This is a genomic window from Microbulbifer maximicatervae (SeqCode) (genome assembly GCF_052468295.1).
Genome location: NZ_CP174340.1, coordinates 1,783,162 through 1,797,399, shown reverse-complemented (window position 1 = coordinate 1,797,399; position 14,238 = coordinate 1,783,162). Strand labels below are relative to the sequence as shown.

16 protein-coding genes are annotated in these 14,238 nt (G+C 45.8%); 6 read left to right on the top strand and 10 right to left on the bottom strand.

The annotated features are described in order from the left end of the window. Nucleotides 1-107: 107 nt before the first annotated feature. Complete coding sequence (locus tag ACJJIQ_RS08165; protein WP_445364279.1) at nucleotides 108-584, bottom strand: hypothetical protein; 477 nt, start codon at nucleotides 582-584, stop codon at nucleotides 108-110. Nucleotides 585-724: 140 nt separating this feature from the next. Here ACJJIQ_RS08165 and ACJJIQ_RS08160 point away from each other — a divergent pair, with 140 nt between their 5' ends. The 5 genes from ACJJIQ_RS08160 to ACJJIQ_RS08140 all read left to right on the top strand — a co-directional run bounded on the left by ACJJIQ_RS08160 (nucleotide 725) and on the right by ACJJIQ_RS08140 (nucleotide 5,301). Beyond that, nucleotides 725-1,159: a MarR family winged helix-turn-helix transcriptional regulator gene (locus ACJJIQ_RS08160; protein ID WP_445364278.1), complete on the top strand. Its 435-nt coding sequence runs from the start codon at nucleotides 725-727 to the stop codon at nucleotides 1,157-1,159. A gap of 80 nt (nucleotides 1,160-1,239) precedes the next feature. Further along, the gene (locus ACJJIQ_RS08155) at nucleotides 1,240-2,268 is read left to right on the top strand and encodes a serine hydrolase domain-containing protein (RefSeq protein WP_445364277.1); all 1,029 of its coding nucleotides are present in this window, start codon (nucleotides 1,240-1,242) and stop codon (nucleotides 2,266-2,268) included. A 195-nt stretch (nucleotides 2,269-2,463) separates the two neighbouring features. After that, entirely contained in the window at nucleotides 2,464-3,165 is a 702-nt protein-coding gene (locus tag ACJJIQ_RS08150) for a response regulator transcription factor (protein WP_445364276.1), read from the top strand. Further along, the gene (locus ACJJIQ_RS08145) at nucleotides 3,152-4,405 is read left to right on the top strand and encodes a sensor histidine kinase (RefSeq protein WP_445364275.1); all 1,254 of its coding nucleotides are present in this window, start codon (nucleotides 3,152-3,154) and stop codon (nucleotides 4,403-4,405) included. The genes ACJJIQ_RS08150 and ACJJIQ_RS08145 overlap by 14 nt, the downstream gene beginning before the upstream one ends. Nucleotides 4,406-4,491: 86 nt before the next feature. Continuing rightward, nucleotides 4,492-5,301, top strand: a complete 810-nt coding sequence (locus ACJJIQ_RS08140; RefSeq protein WP_445364274.1) for a MipA/OmpV family protein — start codon at nucleotides 4,492-4,494, stop codon at nucleotides 5,299-5,301. A gap of 160 nt (nucleotides 5,302-5,461) precedes the next feature. Here the strand turns inward: ACJJIQ_RS08140 and ACJJIQ_RS08135 are convergent, their stop codons facing one another. From ACJJIQ_RS08135 to ACJJIQ_RS08115, 5 genes are all read right to left on the bottom strand, one after another. Further along, nucleotides 5,462-6,343, bottom strand: a complete 882-nt coding sequence (locus ACJJIQ_RS08135) for a LysR family transcriptional regulator (RefSeq protein WP_445364273.1) — start codon at nucleotides 6,341-6,343, stop codon at nucleotides 5,462-5,464. 120 nt (nucleotides 6,344-6,463) lie between these two features. Then, on the bottom strand, nucleotides 6,464-6,949 hold the full coding sequence (locus ACJJIQ_RS08130; protein ID WP_444908314.1) for a DMT family transporter: 486 nt from the start codon (nucleotides 6,947-6,949) through the stop codon (nucleotides 6,464-6,466). Beyond that, nucleotides 6,946-7,389: a DMT family transporter gene (locus tag ACJJIQ_RS08125; RefSeq protein WP_444908313.1), complete on the bottom strand. Its 444-nt coding sequence runs from the start codon at nucleotides 7,387-7,389 to the stop codon at nucleotides 6,946-6,948. Before ACJJIQ_RS08125 ends, ACJJIQ_RS08130 begins: the two co-directional genes overlap by 4 nt. Next, nucleotides 7,386-7,901: a VOC family protein gene (locus tag ACJJIQ_RS08120; protein WP_444908312.1), complete on the bottom strand. Its 516-nt coding sequence runs from the start codon at nucleotides 7,899-7,901 to the stop codon at nucleotides 7,386-7,388. Before ACJJIQ_RS08120 ends, ACJJIQ_RS08125 begins: the two co-directional genes overlap by 4 nt. Then, a complete protein-coding gene (locus ACJJIQ_RS08115) occupies nucleotides 7,901-8,260 on the bottom strand; it encodes a carboxymuconolactone decarboxylase family protein (protein ID WP_413665785.1) in 360 nt (119 codons plus the stop codon). The genes ACJJIQ_RS08120 and ACJJIQ_RS08115 overlap by 1 nt, the downstream gene beginning before the upstream one ends. Before the next feature lie 382 nt (nucleotides 8,261-8,642). On the opposite strand from ACJJIQ_RS08115, the gene ACJJIQ_RS08110 reads away from it, so the two are divergent. Continuing rightward, on the top strand, nucleotides 8,643-9,284 hold the full coding sequence (locus ACJJIQ_RS08110) for a CatA-like O-acetyltransferase (protein ID WP_445364272.1): 642 nt from the start codon (nucleotides 8,643-8,645) through the stop codon (nucleotides 9,282-9,284). Nucleotides 9,285-9,425: 141 nt separating this feature from the next. On the opposite strand, the gene ACJJIQ_RS08105 is transcribed toward ACJJIQ_RS08110, so the two are convergent. From ACJJIQ_RS08105 to ACJJIQ_RS08090, 4 genes are all read right to left on the bottom strand, one after another. Then, entirely contained in the window at nucleotides 9,426-9,983 is a 558-nt protein-coding gene (locus ACJJIQ_RS08105; RefSeq protein ID WP_413665787.1) for a PepSY-associated transmembrane domain-containing protein, read from the bottom strand. Nucleotides 9,984-10,047: 64 nt separating this feature from the next. After that, nucleotides 10,048-12,042: a TonB-dependent receptor gene (locus ACJJIQ_RS08100; RefSeq protein ID WP_445364271.1), complete on the bottom strand. Its 1,995-nt coding sequence runs from the start codon at nucleotides 12,040-12,042 to the stop codon at nucleotides 10,048-10,050. A gap of 118 nt (nucleotides 12,043-12,160) precedes the next feature. After that, nucleotides 12,161-13,519, bottom strand: a complete 1,359-nt coding sequence (locus tag ACJJIQ_RS08095) for a sensor histidine kinase (protein ID WP_445364270.1) — start codon at nucleotides 13,517-13,519, stop codon at nucleotides 12,161-12,163. After that, the gene (locus ACJJIQ_RS08090) at nucleotides 13,516-14,214 is read right to left on the bottom strand and encodes a response regulator transcription factor (RefSeq protein WP_445364269.1); all 699 of its coding nucleotides are present in this window, start codon (nucleotides 14,212-14,214) and stop codon (nucleotides 13,516-13,518) included. The genes ACJJIQ_RS08095 and ACJJIQ_RS08090 overlap by 4 nt, the downstream gene beginning before the upstream one ends. Nucleotides 14,215-14,238: the final 24 nt, after the last annotated feature.

Below are 14,238 nucleotides of genomic sequence, written 5' to 3'. Positions count from 1 at the left end.
GGCACTTCAGAAGCAATCCCCTTCATATATTGCCGGTTTTTATTTTCCTCTGGAAAACCTGACAGAGCCGGGAAAACCTCTCACTCTAAAAAAACTACCAAGCTCAACTAAGTCAGTTGACGGCCGCCTACCGATTGTGCCTTGGTACTATCTTTCTGCCGCTTGAATATTCTGCTGAGCACCAGGCCATAAAGCGCAAAAGTAATAGCAACAAAGAGGGTCTCTAGCCCAAGGAAGACTCCCGCATCAGTCATATGGTGGCGAGGAATATAACCATAGACAGCCAGCACCCAGTGCAATAGTCCCATCACGATTACATAGGTTACCGGAGATGCAGGGCGATCAGGCCTTGCTGATGTCCACATCCGTGCAAATAACAAAGAAACTAGCAGCCCCGCAAGAAAGTGAATACTCATACCTTGCAGGAATACGGATAGTGACGGCTCAACAGTGTCAAAGAAGTCCGCTCCATCATAAATATCAGTCAGCAGCACTCGCCGGCCTAGGGCCGCAACTGTCGCTTCTATCCAAGTGTACGCCAGTGCAGCCAGAAGTACTTTCTTCAGGGTTGGCGGTATCTTCATAGTAGTAATCTCCATAATGTTTTTAGTTGATATATATCAACTTATTCTATTTGGTTGATTAATGTCAACTATCTTGGGCGAGGCAAATCAGTTAAAGTGCGACTTTCTCGCATACAGTTTTAAAGTCAGGGGAACATCAGGTGGAAAAGCACAGAAGTATTCATGAAGCGATCTTCCGCCTCAGTTACGACTTGGGTATGCAGATAGCGCCTCAACTTGAGGAAATGCGAATAAAACTCGCCCCCCAGCAGTTGCGGGCAATGCGGCAAATATGGGCTCAACAGGAGCTGACGCCGGCAGAATTGGGTGGGGCCTTAAAGCGAGACAAAGGGCAAATTACAAGATTGGTCGATGAGCTGTGTACGTCGGGAATGGTGGAGCGTGTTCCCAATCCTAGTGATGGACGTAGCAAACTTTTACGGCTTACCGGCAAAGGCAACCAATTCTTTGCTCGTGTAGAGGAAGTTGAGGGAAACTTTTCGAAAGATCTGATGCAAGGCATCGATAAAAAAAATCTGCAGGCATTTTTTGCAGTTGCAGATCAACTTTCTAGAAACCTCACTAAAATTGACTAGCTTTTCTTTAATACCTTGGCTATTTCTTGCCCCTGACCAGGGGTTGCTACCAGCTTAACTACAGTTTCACGGATATAAGAATGAAAGCAGTTTGTCTTGCGGTTTTGTTAATCGCTTCTTTCGGTGCACTCTCTCCACAAGTCTACAGTCATCCATTCCACTCGGATTACACCAGCGCTGAAAGTTTGCTTGAATCTGAAGGTTTTATAGGGTCATTTCTCGTAAAGCGTAATGGCACTGATATTTTGAGAAAAGGGTTCGGCTCTGCCAATGTAGCCCAAAAGATACCTAACCGAACTGATACCCAGTTTCGAATTGGCTCTCTCTCCAAGACCCTGACGGCATTAGCGGTTGTACAGCTAAAGAACACTGGAAAAATTTCTAGCTACGACATGCCTGTTTCACATTTTGTGAAGGACTACCCAAGAGGAGATGAGATCACCCTTAGACACCTCCTCACTCATCGCTCAGGTATCCCGGAGTTTTTTTACGGCATTGACCACAATGAATCTTTTAGTCCTTTGGAATTGGTCAATCTGACTAAGTTTAAGCCTCTGGAGTTCGAGCCTGGTGAAAAATATAGCTATTCAAACTCAAACTATATTTTACTGGGGTACCTTATTGAGTTGATCTCCGGGTACACCTACACGCAGTACTTGTCCCAACATATCCTGGAGGGGTTAGGCTTGGATCATACAAGATATGGCGAGAGTACAATCTCCCAAGCGAACCACGCTCAAGGCTATGCAACCGCTAACCAGGCTGAGCTGGCAAACTATATTGATATGTCGATTCCTTATTCTGCAGGGGCCTTGTCCAGTAACCTGGCAGACTTGGAAACCTGGTCCGAATCCATAGCCACAGGCTCTTTGATTCCTGCCGCTGACAAAGGAGATGTTTTTGTCGAGAGAGGATATGGTTTTGGCTGGGTTACCTCCACAGTCGCTGGCAAAAAAGTGTATACGCAATCTGGCGGAATCTATGGCTTTAGCGCCCTAATCGTCATATTTCCTGAAGAAAACCATTTAATAATTGGGCTCACCAATATCGAGGGGCAGCAGCCAAAGCTTAAGCAGTTGGCAGCAACTATTGCCGAAAATGAGTTTTAACCAAAATTGTAATCCAGCAATCAAATAGCCTTTTGGGAAGAGGGGCTATAGATCTCGTATTTGTAGTCAGGCCAGCTCACAAGTAAGCTTCAAATAGGTGGTTAAAATTTCATCACTTTTACACTTGTTTACTTACCGTTTACCCATTGAGCCTTATCATTCCAGGATATCGAGAACTTTTGAGTGACTAGATCAATGGGGCCTGACTGCAAAACGCCATTATTGGTACTCTTAGCTGAAGACAATCACGCACTGGCGTCCAATATTATTGAGAGCCTCGAAGAGTACAATATTCGGTGTGACTACGCTGACAATGGAATAATGGCCACTGAGCTGGCCTCAAAGCATGACTTCGATGTAATCGTACTTGATGTCATGATGCCGGGTAGAAGCGGTTTCGAAGTGAGTTCTAAGTTGCGCAATGCAGGAAGCTCGACACCAATATTGATGCTGACCGCGCTGGACCAATTGGACGATAAAATCACCGGTTTCCAATCTGGAGGGGATGACTACCTGGTTAAACCCTTCGAAATGCTTGAGCTGGTCGCGCGGATTCGGTCTCTATCGATAAAACGACGTGTTACCCAAACCCGGTATAAAGTTGAGGACCTGGAAGTTAATTTAGAGACCCATGAAGTCACCAGGCAGGGAAAATCTATAAATCTGCCCCCAATCTGTTGGGAATTGCTCGTGTTTTTGATGCAACAGAGTCCGAAGCTGGTTACTAAAGAAAAAATTGAACAGCATTTATGGCAGTTTCTTTCCCCCGAATCCGACGTAATCAAAGTACATCTGTATCGGTTGCGGCAGGGAATCGATAAGGGGTTCAGTTTTCCACTACTGCACACGATCAGAGGGAAGGGCGTTATCCTGGGGAAGCGTGATGAAAGCCTTTGATCGCTCCATTCGCAGAAAATTTTTCTTTCACTATATTTGGATTCTTGCCGCAATTGTGGCGTGCAGTGCAGTTGTCGTCGAGAGATCCAAAATCAAAATGGTTAAGCACGCTTTAGGTGCGACACTGATATCTGTAGCCGAAAAACGTATCATTGAGGCTGGAGGGGTTATTGATGACCCTTTTTTTGCCCAGTTACAAACATATGATGAGTACAGTTCACTGCCAGATACGGCAAAGCGCGTGTTAGAGGAAGCTGACGGCGAAGAAAAAAGGGTGCACTTTAGCAAAGACTTAATTGATGATCGCTACTATTTAGCCATTATGCCTTATGCTGAAAGCGCCCTTAAGACAACTTACTACGTGCTGGAAATAGAAGAAGCTGCAATACCCAGCAAGTACAAAAAGGTAGAAATTGAAGTTCTTATCGGTGTCTTACTAACCCTTACTTTAGCATTAAGTGTGCCTCTTATTCTTGCAAGACAAGTGATATCGCCATTAAAAGACCTGGAGAAATTTGCGCAAAAGAGCCGGCATAAGTTGACTCCGATCCCGGAATCTTTAAAGCAAAGGAAGGACGAATTTGGTCGTGTAGGATGCGTACTGCAAGAGTCGCTACAGCAGGTATGGAATCATCAAGAGCAGGAAAAGCAATTTCTACAGAATGCGAGCCATGAATTGAGAACTCCCTTGGCAACTATTGGCAGTGCCTTGCACGTGGTGAAGGTAAGGCAAAAAAAAGGCAAGCCAATCGATACTCAACTGGAGCAGATTGAGCGCTCCTATGAGCAGATGACCCAGTTAACACAGGCACTTCTGCTGCTATCTCAAAGCAAGGTAAATCTGGAATCAACAGAATTTGATTTCAGTAATATGATACAAACTCGAGTTGAGCAGCTCAAATATCTCTTGGGGCAGCGAGATGTACAAGTTCATCTCAATTCGGATAGTTCGGTCAACTTGAAGCAAGTACAAGTGCTATTGGATATCGCTATAACCAATCTGCTCAGAAATGCCTTTGAGCATACCCTTGAGGGAAGTATCGATATTGATTTTGATGCAAATGGAATCCGGGTTCAGAACCCCATACTGCCGGAGCAGCAAGTGCATTTTGACAGGGGGGAAGGGCAGGGTTTTGGTTTGGGCCTTCATATTCTGAAGCAAGTGGCCGATCAGCAGCAATGGATCTTTTCTTACAACAAAAATGAACAATACTTAACCGTTAACCTGGCCTGGGCATGAGTTTATTTACCTGGCGTTTACCTTTAGCGGCATAGAATCCACTCCATAAATAACAGAACTTCAACCAGTTCAAATTGGGATTCAATATGTCTAGTTTGCGAGATCAAAACCATAAGAGTTCTCTGCCATTAACTTTGAGTATGTGCACCGCGCTGGTGGGTTCGGCATTATCCAGCCTGGCTTTTGCAGATGAAGTTACCCAGAAGCCGCCAAGGCAGGATGAGACGGCACTTTCTGTAGGTATTGGGACCTTTAGCGTTGAGTCAATCTACGTTGATGGAGAGGACCAAAATAACATATTTCCACTGATCTCAGCCCGCTACAAGCGTTTTTACTTTCAGGGTTTTGAGTTGGGTGCTGATCTGTACCACGATGATAAACTTCGAGTGAAGTTTGGTATTGGCGGCGACTTCGCTGGCGATAGAGACAGAGGGGACAGTGATAAGCTCAGCGATATGGAAGAGCTTGACCTGGCGATTCTTGCCAACTTATCAATGAACTATAAAAGCCCTGTAGGCCTTTGGAAGGTTGGCATCTCACAAGATATCAGTGATACCCACGACGGATACAGTCTATCGGCTGGATATAGTCTGCCTTACAAGCACCAAAAGTGGATCATCAAACCCGACTTCACTATTAGCTGGCAAAGTGATAGTGCGTTGGATTACTACTATGGTGTAGACCTAAATCAAGTAACTCAAGATAGGGCAGCGTATGAAGCTGATGCAGATATCATTACGCGGTTAGGTGTACAAGTGGGATACAACATTAGCCCAAACCTTATTCTTATGGGGGGCGTATATCAAACCTGGTATGGCGATGAGATTAGTAATAGCCCAATCGTGGACACTGATAGCTCTAGACGTACGTCATTAATGGTGAGTTATAAATTTTAACTCTTCTTACGATATTTGATGAGTGTAGATTATTTAGACTAACCGGCTTATCAATACCAAGCAGAAGTTACAGGCCGAGGCAGGAGCCCCAGCCTGTAACTAAAACCTGTTTGCATTACAATGTACACGATACCCACCGAGTCATAGCAAGAAGGCTTCTCTATTTAGCATCCCAATAGCAGGGACTACCGTATTTCTCCTTAAGGAAATCAATAACAACACGTACTTTGGGAGCCAGGTTATCCGTAGGTAAGTAGAGTGCATTGATAGTCTGGTTTTCTGCCGATGAAGATGCGCGGTAGTCAGTCAAAATAGGAACCAGCTTGCCCAGCCGAATCTCTTCATTGATTAACCAGGTTGGAAACATAACAACCCCAGCTCCCCCTATAGCACTGGAAACCAGCGTTTCTGCATTATTGCTGTAAAGTGATCCCTTAACTTCATAGGGTGTCAAACCATCTTTACCGATAAACCAGCGCTGTAGCCCATTGGTTCCCTTAAATACCAAACAGTTGTGAGCAATTAACTGCTCTGGGGTTTCCGGAACCCCATTTACCCTCAGATATTCCGGGCTGGCTGCCAATACAAAGTTATGATTGCCAAAGCGATTCATTTTCAAGCCTGAATCTTGGAGCGCTCCAATTCTGATAAGTAAGTCAACCCCCTCCTTAGCAGGGTCAATAAAGCTATCTGTCTGCTGCATTTCGATCCTAAGTAGCGGATAAAGCTCTAACAAATCTGGAATATAAGGAGCAATATGAAGCCGCCCAAAAGCAACGGGAGCGCTGATTTTAACAACTCCCCGTGGTGTGTTGGCTCTTTGCTCAATTTGCCCGCAAACTAACTCATACTGACGAACGATATCGCTACAGTACTTTGCAAAGACCGTACCTTCATCCGTCAGTGATATTGCCCTGGTATGACGGTGCAGTAGTTTGGTTCCCACTTTCCCCTCTAGCTGGGCCATTTTTCGCGATACAGAGGACGGTGTCATTCCCTGCTGCCTGGAAACCTCAGAGTAGTTACCCAATTGGGCCGTCATTAAGAACAGTTTTAACTCTAATATTGATATATCGTAATTCATTAGCTAGCGGTCGATAGTGGGTAACTGTTGAGTGATGTTATGGCCCCTCTGAGTAGTGCTTTACTCCTGTATATTCAGCTAACTTTGGATAGCGGGCTGCAGTGCCTCATTACTGCGAACTGGAGCTCTCCGATTAGCAAGGTAATTACAGATCAACGCTAGAACTACGCAAACCATTGCGGCAATTCGCCAGGAACTTAACGGGATAGACGGATTCGTAAACCATCCCTGGGTATCAATAATCAAACTCATGCTCATCTGCCCAAAAATCGTTGCAATTGTTGTTGATGCCACACCAATTCTAGGAACAACAGCAACTACGACTATCATGTAGAAGATACCAAAAAGTGCACCTGTTAGTTGCCACTTAGGTACGGAAAGAATTGATGGGCCGCTGTGTTTTCCAAAGAAAAACACCAGTAAGCCCATCACTACAGCTCCGATACCAAAGGTAAATAGGGCGCTTTGGACAACTCCTACACTTTCTCCAAATTTTCCGTTAATTGCCGCCTGGGAGCTCAACGCTACGCCGGATAGTACTGCGAGTAACATCAGCCCAATCATAATTTGGCTCCCAAGTAGGTAAAATATAATGCAAGGCATAAAAATGTTGCCCCACATACTCTCAGGAGATTAATGGGCTGTTTACGCACCCCAAACCACCCCAGTGAGTCAATTAGGAAGCTTTTGGCTGTTTGCCCCACAAGAATCCCGATCATGGTCATAGCTACTCCAAGTATAGGAGTGGCTAAAGTTAGAACAACAACGTAAACAGGTCCCAATAAGCCACCTGAAAGCTGCCACTTTGGAACCTCTCGCCAGCTTATATATTTTGCACTGGGGACAAATAGACTGATGAGCCAAAGTAGGGCTGCCCCAACACCAAATATGCTTAAGGTGGCCCACAAGTGACCAACCTGCATACCTAGGGGCCCTAACAATCCCGCCTCGACGGAGAGCCCCATACCTGCAATAACAACCAAAATAGTGGCGAGAATATTCATCGAGGGTCAAATAAGCGTACGTTAGTCAAATGCTCATAGGCCTTTCCATTAGGGTATGAAACGAGTTCAAGTTGCATGCCCCATGGAGCCATGAAATATACCCAGGTCTCTCCTTCAGTTGGCCCTTCAGTCATTACCGTAGGGGCGCCGAGCACCTCTATATTCTGTTTCTTGAGGTATTCAACCGCAGCATCAATGTCTTCAACATAGAATGCTAAATGATGCCCCCCAACATCAGCATTGTTTGGTGCCACCTTATTTCGATCTATGTTGTCGGCATACTCGAATATTTCCAGATTGATGCTGTTAGCATTCATAACAGCAATTTTCTTGATCTCTGCACGAGGATTTACATTAAGGTGATCCGTCATCCAGGTATCGTCTGAGGCAAATGGCCCAAACGTATAAGCCAATTCAAAACCAAAGTGTGTACTAAAGAACTCAACGGCCAAATCAACATCGGGGACGGTGAATCCTATATGATCTGCTTTTTTAAGTCCGGGGATAGCCATTAGATGTCTCCTCGATCATGGCGAAGCTTATTCAGTGCGCCCATGGTGGTAGCCCCTTTATTGAAGCCCGTATACATTGAGGCAAAAACAATCAATTCCTCAATCTCTTCATACGTTGCCCCTTGTTTGAGTGCCATATCAACATGGGCTCCAAACGGGTTACCTTCACCATTTACATTGAGCGCCATTTGGTCAATAGCGATAGTGATTAGTGCTTTGGTTTTTTGATCCAGAAGCGGCTTTCCCCATACCTCGCCTGCGACTCGTACAGCTAGATCTCCCCATACCGGGTTAATAGACTTAAGTCCCTCGATCAATGCTTGATCATCCAAAACGGCATTTTCGTACTTAGTAGTCATAGTTAATAGTCCTGGTTATCTAAATGATATTTCGCTTTAACAGCTGGAAGTTATTATAGGGAGCTCTATCCTTCTTAAAACTTATAAGCAGGAACATCACTTTTGCAAATTATGCACAGATGAACGCTTTTTATGAGGTGGCACAGTCTGTTGTTGGGACTTATTTTAGTGCCTCAAACAGGAGCGAAAGAGAGAAATAGTAGCGTTACTAAAATGGTATTAGTCGGAAGGGAAGAGCGTTTTGATATGGCGATTACAGCATGGTAGCTAATGCCTCTAAATATATTCCAGGTGTCCTAACTAGATAAAAGCTACTAGCAACACCGATGCTGCTTATAATCTACCCTAAACTATGAATATCCATTGAAGACTCGATATTCATATGTCCATGACTCCTATAGATATCGAACGCTGGAATAGAAAGGCCCACTTTGAATTTTTTATGAGCAGTGCAGGGTCAACTCGGATAGGCTTAACCCAGCCGGTCGATGTGACAAATCTGGTATCTTTCTGTAAAAAAAATACACTCCCTTTTTATTACAGCCTTATTTTTCTGGTCATGCAGGTGGGAAATGAAATAGCGGGTTTCAGGCATCGTATCGTCAATGGCCAGCCCATCGAGCACGATATGCTGCATCCTTTATTTTCTGATTTAGGGAATAATGAGTTATTCAAACTCGTTATGGCCAGAATGGAAACGAATCTGACAGAGTTCGTCCACAAGGCAAGGGAGCTTTCACGGGCGCAATCTGAGTATCTCCCTGTAGAAAATTTCATCAGCCGTCATGATATCTTGAATATCAGCTGCTACCCCTGGGGTGACTTCTCTGGTCTACAGGTAAAGCCTGTACAGAAAGAAGGTTGTGATCCAGGAATACCTTTTATTTTTTGGGGTAAATACCATCGCCAAGAGGGACGCCTTGTCACCTCGATGTATGTTGAAGTCAATCACTGCTTTCTGGATGGCATCCATCTTTATCAATTTAAACAGCAGTTGGAGGACAAGATTTGTAAACTGGCTTAAAGTTTTAAGTTGGAGCTAGGGGCTCTGGGTAATTTCGTGAACCCGCTCTTAAAGTCGCATAATGCGTACCTTGAAGAGCTATAGAGATGCATATAGCTGCTCAGAGGCTCCCTAGCTAGAACTCCCTCAAATGGTGAAACTTCAGCCCCCAATAAAAAAGGCAATTACCAGTGCAATAAGCCCGAGAGAAGTAAATTGTATAGAAGTCTTCCTGAATTTTGGCACCGCAAAAGCAACCACTAATCCACTAATCAGGCTAAATAGCAGGCTCGCACCAAGCATAATGGATGAGAACCAGAAGAGGGGGCCAGCATGACCTTTATGAATCAGCAGAAATTGATGCCATAGATCATGTTCTTTTACATGAAGTATCGCTGATTGCTTATCCTGGCTAGGCTCCAAATAGACTTGGCGTTTGTAGCCATACCAGCCAATCCACTCATCCTCCAAATAGAAATCTGCCGGCAATGATACTTCTGTGGGCTGAACAAACGGAGATATGGTATCCAGAGTCTCTTGCTCATTGCTGGGCAGGCCCTTGGGTAGAGAAACTGTGTACTCAAATTGTTCATCGACGCCCCCCTCTATATCAAATAGATAGAGCACGCCCGTGGCGATATACAAAATGGCAATGGGTAGGAAAAAGCAGGAAAAATAGGTGTGGAGCTTGATCCACAGTAAACGGTATCTGGATTTCATAGGCAACAAAGGGCGCAATGCAAGTGCATTGCGCCCTGATAGTTAATAAAACAAATAAAGGAAATTAGAAGCGGTAGTCTACTGATAACCTGATATCGCGGCCTGCCTCATAAATTCCGGCTACGCTACCAAACCCGGTAATATCTGTATAATCTGCTACGCTGGAGTGATCCCGATAGTGCTCATTAAACAGGTTTTGAACCGCTAAATTCACATTCAGACTGTCATCTGCCAGTGGTTCCCAGTGCAAGTAAAGATCGTGTACTTGGTAACCGGGCTTGTCAACCTCTTGGATACTGTCGACATCGTCGTCGACCTCTACTGAGCGGTGTAAAACCTCAATATCATTTAAGTCTTGTACCAGTGTAAAATTCCAGCCCAACTCTAATTTCGGTGTAATAGCATAGCTGGTGGTCAGGTTCCATGTATCGCCGCGAGCATTTGCTAAACCGTTGTGCTCATACCCCTCTACAGTCTCTCCATTCAATTCCGAATCATTGTGGCTGAATGCGGCACTGATGGTTAACTGATCCCAAACATATGAGGCGCTGAGTTCAAACCCTTCAGTTTCCAGCTCACCAATATTTTCATAATAAACGGGACGCCCGACCTGATCAAAAATAACGTCATCGATAGTGCTGCGATAGATAGCGGCTTTTAGTTGAAGGCCGTCCAGGCTGTATTCTAGCCCCAACTCGGTATTGTCGACCGTCTCAGCATCCAGGTCAGGATCAAGAGTTGCCGACCACAGAGTAAACCCATCTCCAACCTCCTTGCCGCGCATCGCTGTTGCATGACCCGCAGTAAAGGTGAGTGCATCGGTAAGCGAATAACTCATTCCAATATTGGGACTGAAACCCTGGCTATCCGTCTCGTCATCATGAGTCACTTGTTCCAGCTCGTATTCGTCGTAACGAAGTCCAAAACTTAGCAATAGCGCGTCCGTAGCCTGCCAATGATCCTGGATATAAGCTCCACGAACATGTCCTTCTTCAAGCCAGGAGTTGAGGCCTCCCTCCACCCCTTCCACTTCATCCTCACGAGCTTCAATGCCATAGGTGATGGTATGTTGACCAACACTGCTGGTATTACGTAAATCAAAACCGATGGATTCCACGGAAGCAACGTAGTCCCATAGCTCCCGCCATGCTTCTGATTTTGTATGATAAACCGTTGTTTCCAGATTGATCAGATCGCTGGGAGAAAACTGATGGTTGACAACAAAGGTCTGGCGCTCAGCTTCCATCGGGTAGAGAGTATCGCCTTGAAGGGCGGGCCAGTTGGGATGTCTACTGAACTCGCCTGATTCTTCCCGCTGTTCAAAACTGACACTCAGTTTTTGATCTTCAGACAAATCGCCACTTAATTTTATAAAGGCGAGATCCTGTTCGGAAGCTGTACCATAGATAGTGTCACCGTCGCCATCTTCCATATCGTCGCGATCAACGGTTACAAATGACCCAAGTAGTCCCCAGTTGTCAGTTATCTTTCCATAAACTGAAGCACTGGCTTTCTCACCATCATTACTAAAGAAAGCGCCTTTCACTATTGCGCCAAACTGCTCACCGTCATCAAGTAGGTCATCCGCATCTTTGGTCTCAAAGCGGATAGCACCGCCAATGGCGCCAGCCCCACTGGTAGCTTCACCGGCTCCAGCCTGCACTTCAACCTTTTGCAACAGCTCAGGTTCTATCGATACCCGACCAATATGATGGAAGAGGGTGCTTGTTTGTGGAGCACCATCAACAGTCACATTAAGAAGTGTGTCTTCCATACCTCGGACATAGACTTTTTGCGCAATCCCCAGTGACCCACCAACAGATACGGAGGGTATCTGGCGGAATATATCGCTGAGATCATTTGCCTGCTGCATATCAAGCTCTTCAGGCGTAATCTCGGTATCAGTTGCCACACCGACAACAACTACGGTTTCCATTGGGTTTTCAGCAGCATCCTCTTGTTTCTGCACTTCCTGTGCCTGGCTGATGCCAGAGGCCAGGGCGCTGGATACCATCAAGGGGAGTAACGCGTACTTATTGTGAGAAATGTTGCGGGCCATTGGCTGTCCTTCACAGAGTTACTTATTTGCAAATGCGAATTATTCCTATTGGCGACTGCGAAGTACAGCAGTGTTGCATTTGTTACATTTAGTTGCATCAGTGTGTTGGAGGGTTACCTTATGCAGGCTCCAAAGATTGAGTGGGGAGAGTTACTCTCATACACAATCCTCCTACAGAGCGGTTGGAGGCTTCTACGGTTCCGCCCACGCTATGTAGCTGGCGTCGCGCCAACGCCAGGCCCAGCCCAAAATTTTTCGATTTTGATGTGCGAGACTGATCAGCTCGGAAGAAAGGCTTAAAGATACTGTCCAGTAGTGCTTCAGGTACTCCGGGGCCAGAGTCTTCAATATCAATAACAAATCTATTTTTCGTATTTCCCTCCAGAAGGACATGAACGGCTTGTCCCTTCGGGGTATAGCGCATGGCGTTACGCAAGATATTTTCCAAGGCTTGTCCTACCGCCTTGTGATTAGACTGTCTTATTTCAGCCGAGTCTGGCAAATGAGTGCAGATAGTGCGATCGGGAAATTCGAAACGGGCATCCTCGACAATCACATCGATAAGGTCGACCAGATCCAAGTCTTCGATACCTATAGAAGGCTGTTCGTTATCCAGCCAGGCAAGGGTGAGCGTATCATCTACCAGGCGTCTGATATGAGCAGACTCCCGCTGAATCCTCTGGATATTTTTATCATCAGCGTGACTTGCGCCAGCTCCCTCTATGGCAATATCCAGTCGGGTGAGTGGAGTTCTCAGTTCATGAGATAGATCCGCGATTAGCTGGCGCTGGTTGACGATTTGCTCACCTATCCGAGTCGCCATTTGATCAAAAGTTTTGGCTAATTCAGAAATCTCATCGTCACGATTTCCCAATTGGCGGTGCACTCGAACATCAAAGTTTCCCCGACTAAACTCCCGTGTTGCCTGCTCAAGTTTGCGCAGCGGGTGCATAATATGGCGATAGAGCATCACGGAAACTAAAGCTAGGATTCCCATTGGCAGGAGTATTTGCAGCAGGAGTCGCGTTGTTTTCCAGTTGCTGCCGGGACGCATCCTATCGGGAAGAAGTACCAAGAGACTGGTTTGCGCGGTTGCAAAAGGAATTTCCATCACCGGGTTTTCTTCAAAATACAGGTGGACCTTCCAATCCACATCCCGGCCGAGGTTATAGCCGATGTAACGATGTTCATTACCCGTCGCACCAGCAACATGGGTTAACTCATATTGGGTAACTGTGGCCCAGGTGTTTTCCTTTTCCTGCAATTCTTTCAACCATTGCTCCAATTCACCTTCGTTGCCGGAGAGAAACCGCGCTTCCGCCTCCTTGCCCCACTGTTTCAATTCCTCTCGATGAGATGCCTCCAGCATACTCATCTGCTCCTCGGTGCGAATAGTCAGGGAATTGATCAGGTAAAAGAGAGAGACAATGCCCGCAGTAATTAGAAGGCATAGTTTCCATAAAAGTTTGCGGTTCATTTCAAACAGTACCCTCTGCCATGTACTGTTTGTAAGCGGTCTCCACGCCATCCTGCTCCAGTCAGCTTGCGCCTGATTCGACTCAAGTGCATGTCCAAACTGCGGTCATAGGCACCCAGAGTACGGTTGAGAACCTGCTGTGAGAGATAGGCTTTGCTCAATACCTCTCCCCGGTGAACCGCTAACTCCCACAACAATTTAAACTGGGTCGCGGTAAAATCAATTGCCAGATCGCCGGTGAATGCTTGCTGAGCATTCAAATCGAGTTGCAGGTTGTCGATTTCTGTATGGTGGATGGCCTCCATCATCACTGGTTGACTGCGGCGCAATAGCGCCTCAACTCTCAGTAACAGTTCGGTCTTGTTAAATGGCTTGGCCACATAATCATCTGCTCCATGGCGAAAACCTGCGATCCTCTCCTCTTCAGCGCCTTTGGCAGTTAGGATGATGACCGGAACCTGACTGGTTTTGCGTAAAATTTTGAGTAGAGAAATACCGTCCATTTCCGGCAGCATCAAATCGAGCAAAATTAATTGAGGTTGTTGCTTGGCAGCTTCCAGCAGTGCGGTATTGCCATCAAAGCAAGCGTTGACCTGGTATCCTGCGCTTTGGATCATTTCGCAAAGTTGGTCGTTGAGACCGCGATCGTCTTCAACGATAAGGATGTTGGATTGTGTGGAAGGTTTTTGGCTCATGAAGACATTAGCTGTATGCAAACT

What these genes read in the sequence shown, in the direction of transcription:
- ACJJIQ_RS08165 (WP_445364279.1), bottom strand. Translation starts at nt 584, where the DNA reads ATGAAGATACCGCCAACCCTGAAGAAAGTACTTCTGGCTGCACTGGCG.
- ACJJIQ_RS08155 (WP_445364277.1), top strand. Translation starts at nt 1,240, where the DNA reads ATGAAAGCAGTTTGTCTTGCGGTTTTGTTAATCGCTTCTTTCGGTGCA.
- ACJJIQ_RS08150 (WP_445364276.1), top strand. Translation starts at nt 2,464, where the DNA reads ATGGGGCCTGACTGCAAAACGCCATTATTGGTACTCTTAGCTGAAGAC.
- ACJJIQ_RS08145 (WP_445364275.1), top strand. Translation starts at nt 3,152, where the DNA reads ATGAAAGCCTTTGATCGCTCCATTCGCAGAAAATTTTTCTTTCACTAT.
- ACJJIQ_RS08140 (WP_445364274.1), top strand. Translation starts at nt 4,492, where the DNA reads ATGTCTAGTTTGCGAGATCAAAACCATAAGAGTTCTCTGCCATTAACT.
- ACJJIQ_RS08135 (WP_445364273.1), bottom strand. Translation starts at nt 6,343, where the DNA reads ATGACGGCCCAATTGGGTAACTACTCTGAGGTTTCCAGGCAGCAGGGA.
- ACJJIQ_RS08130 (WP_444908314.1), bottom strand. Translation starts at nt 6,949, where the DNA reads ATGATTGGGCTGATGTTACTCGCAGTACTATCCGGCGTAGCGTTGAGC.
- ACJJIQ_RS08125 (WP_444908313.1), bottom strand. Translation starts at nt 7,389, where the DNA reads ATGAATATTCTCGCCACTATTTTGGTTGTTATTGCAGGTATGGGGCTC.
- ACJJIQ_RS08120 (WP_444908312.1), bottom strand. Translation starts at nt 7,901, where the DNA reads ATGGCTATCCCCGGACTTAAAAAAGCAGATCATATAGGATTCACCGTC.
- ACJJIQ_RS08115 (WP_413665785.1), bottom strand. Translation starts at nt 8,260, where the DNA reads ATGACTACTAAGTACGAAAATGCCGTTTTGGATGATCAAGCATTGATC.
- ACJJIQ_RS08110 (WP_445364272.1), top strand. Translation starts at nt 8,643, where the DNA reads ATGTCCATGACTCCTATAGATATCGAACGCTGGAATAGAAAGGCCCAC.
- ACJJIQ_RS08105 (WP_413665787.1), bottom strand. Translation starts at nt 9,983, where the DNA reads ATGAAATCCAGATACCGTTTACTGTGGATCAAGCTCCACACCTATTTT.
- ACJJIQ_RS08100 (WP_445364271.1), bottom strand. Translation starts at nt 12,042, where the DNA reads ATGGCCCGCAACATTTCTCACAATAAGTACGCGTTACTCCCCTTGATG.
- ACJJIQ_RS08095 (WP_445364270.1), bottom strand. Translation starts at nt 13,519, where the DNA reads ATGAACCGCAAACTTTTATGGAAACTATGCCTTCTAATTACTGCGGGC.
- ACJJIQ_RS08090 (WP_445364269.1), bottom strand. Translation starts at nt 14,214, where the DNA reads ATGAGCCAAAAACCTTCCACACAATCCAACATCCTTATCGTTGAAGAC.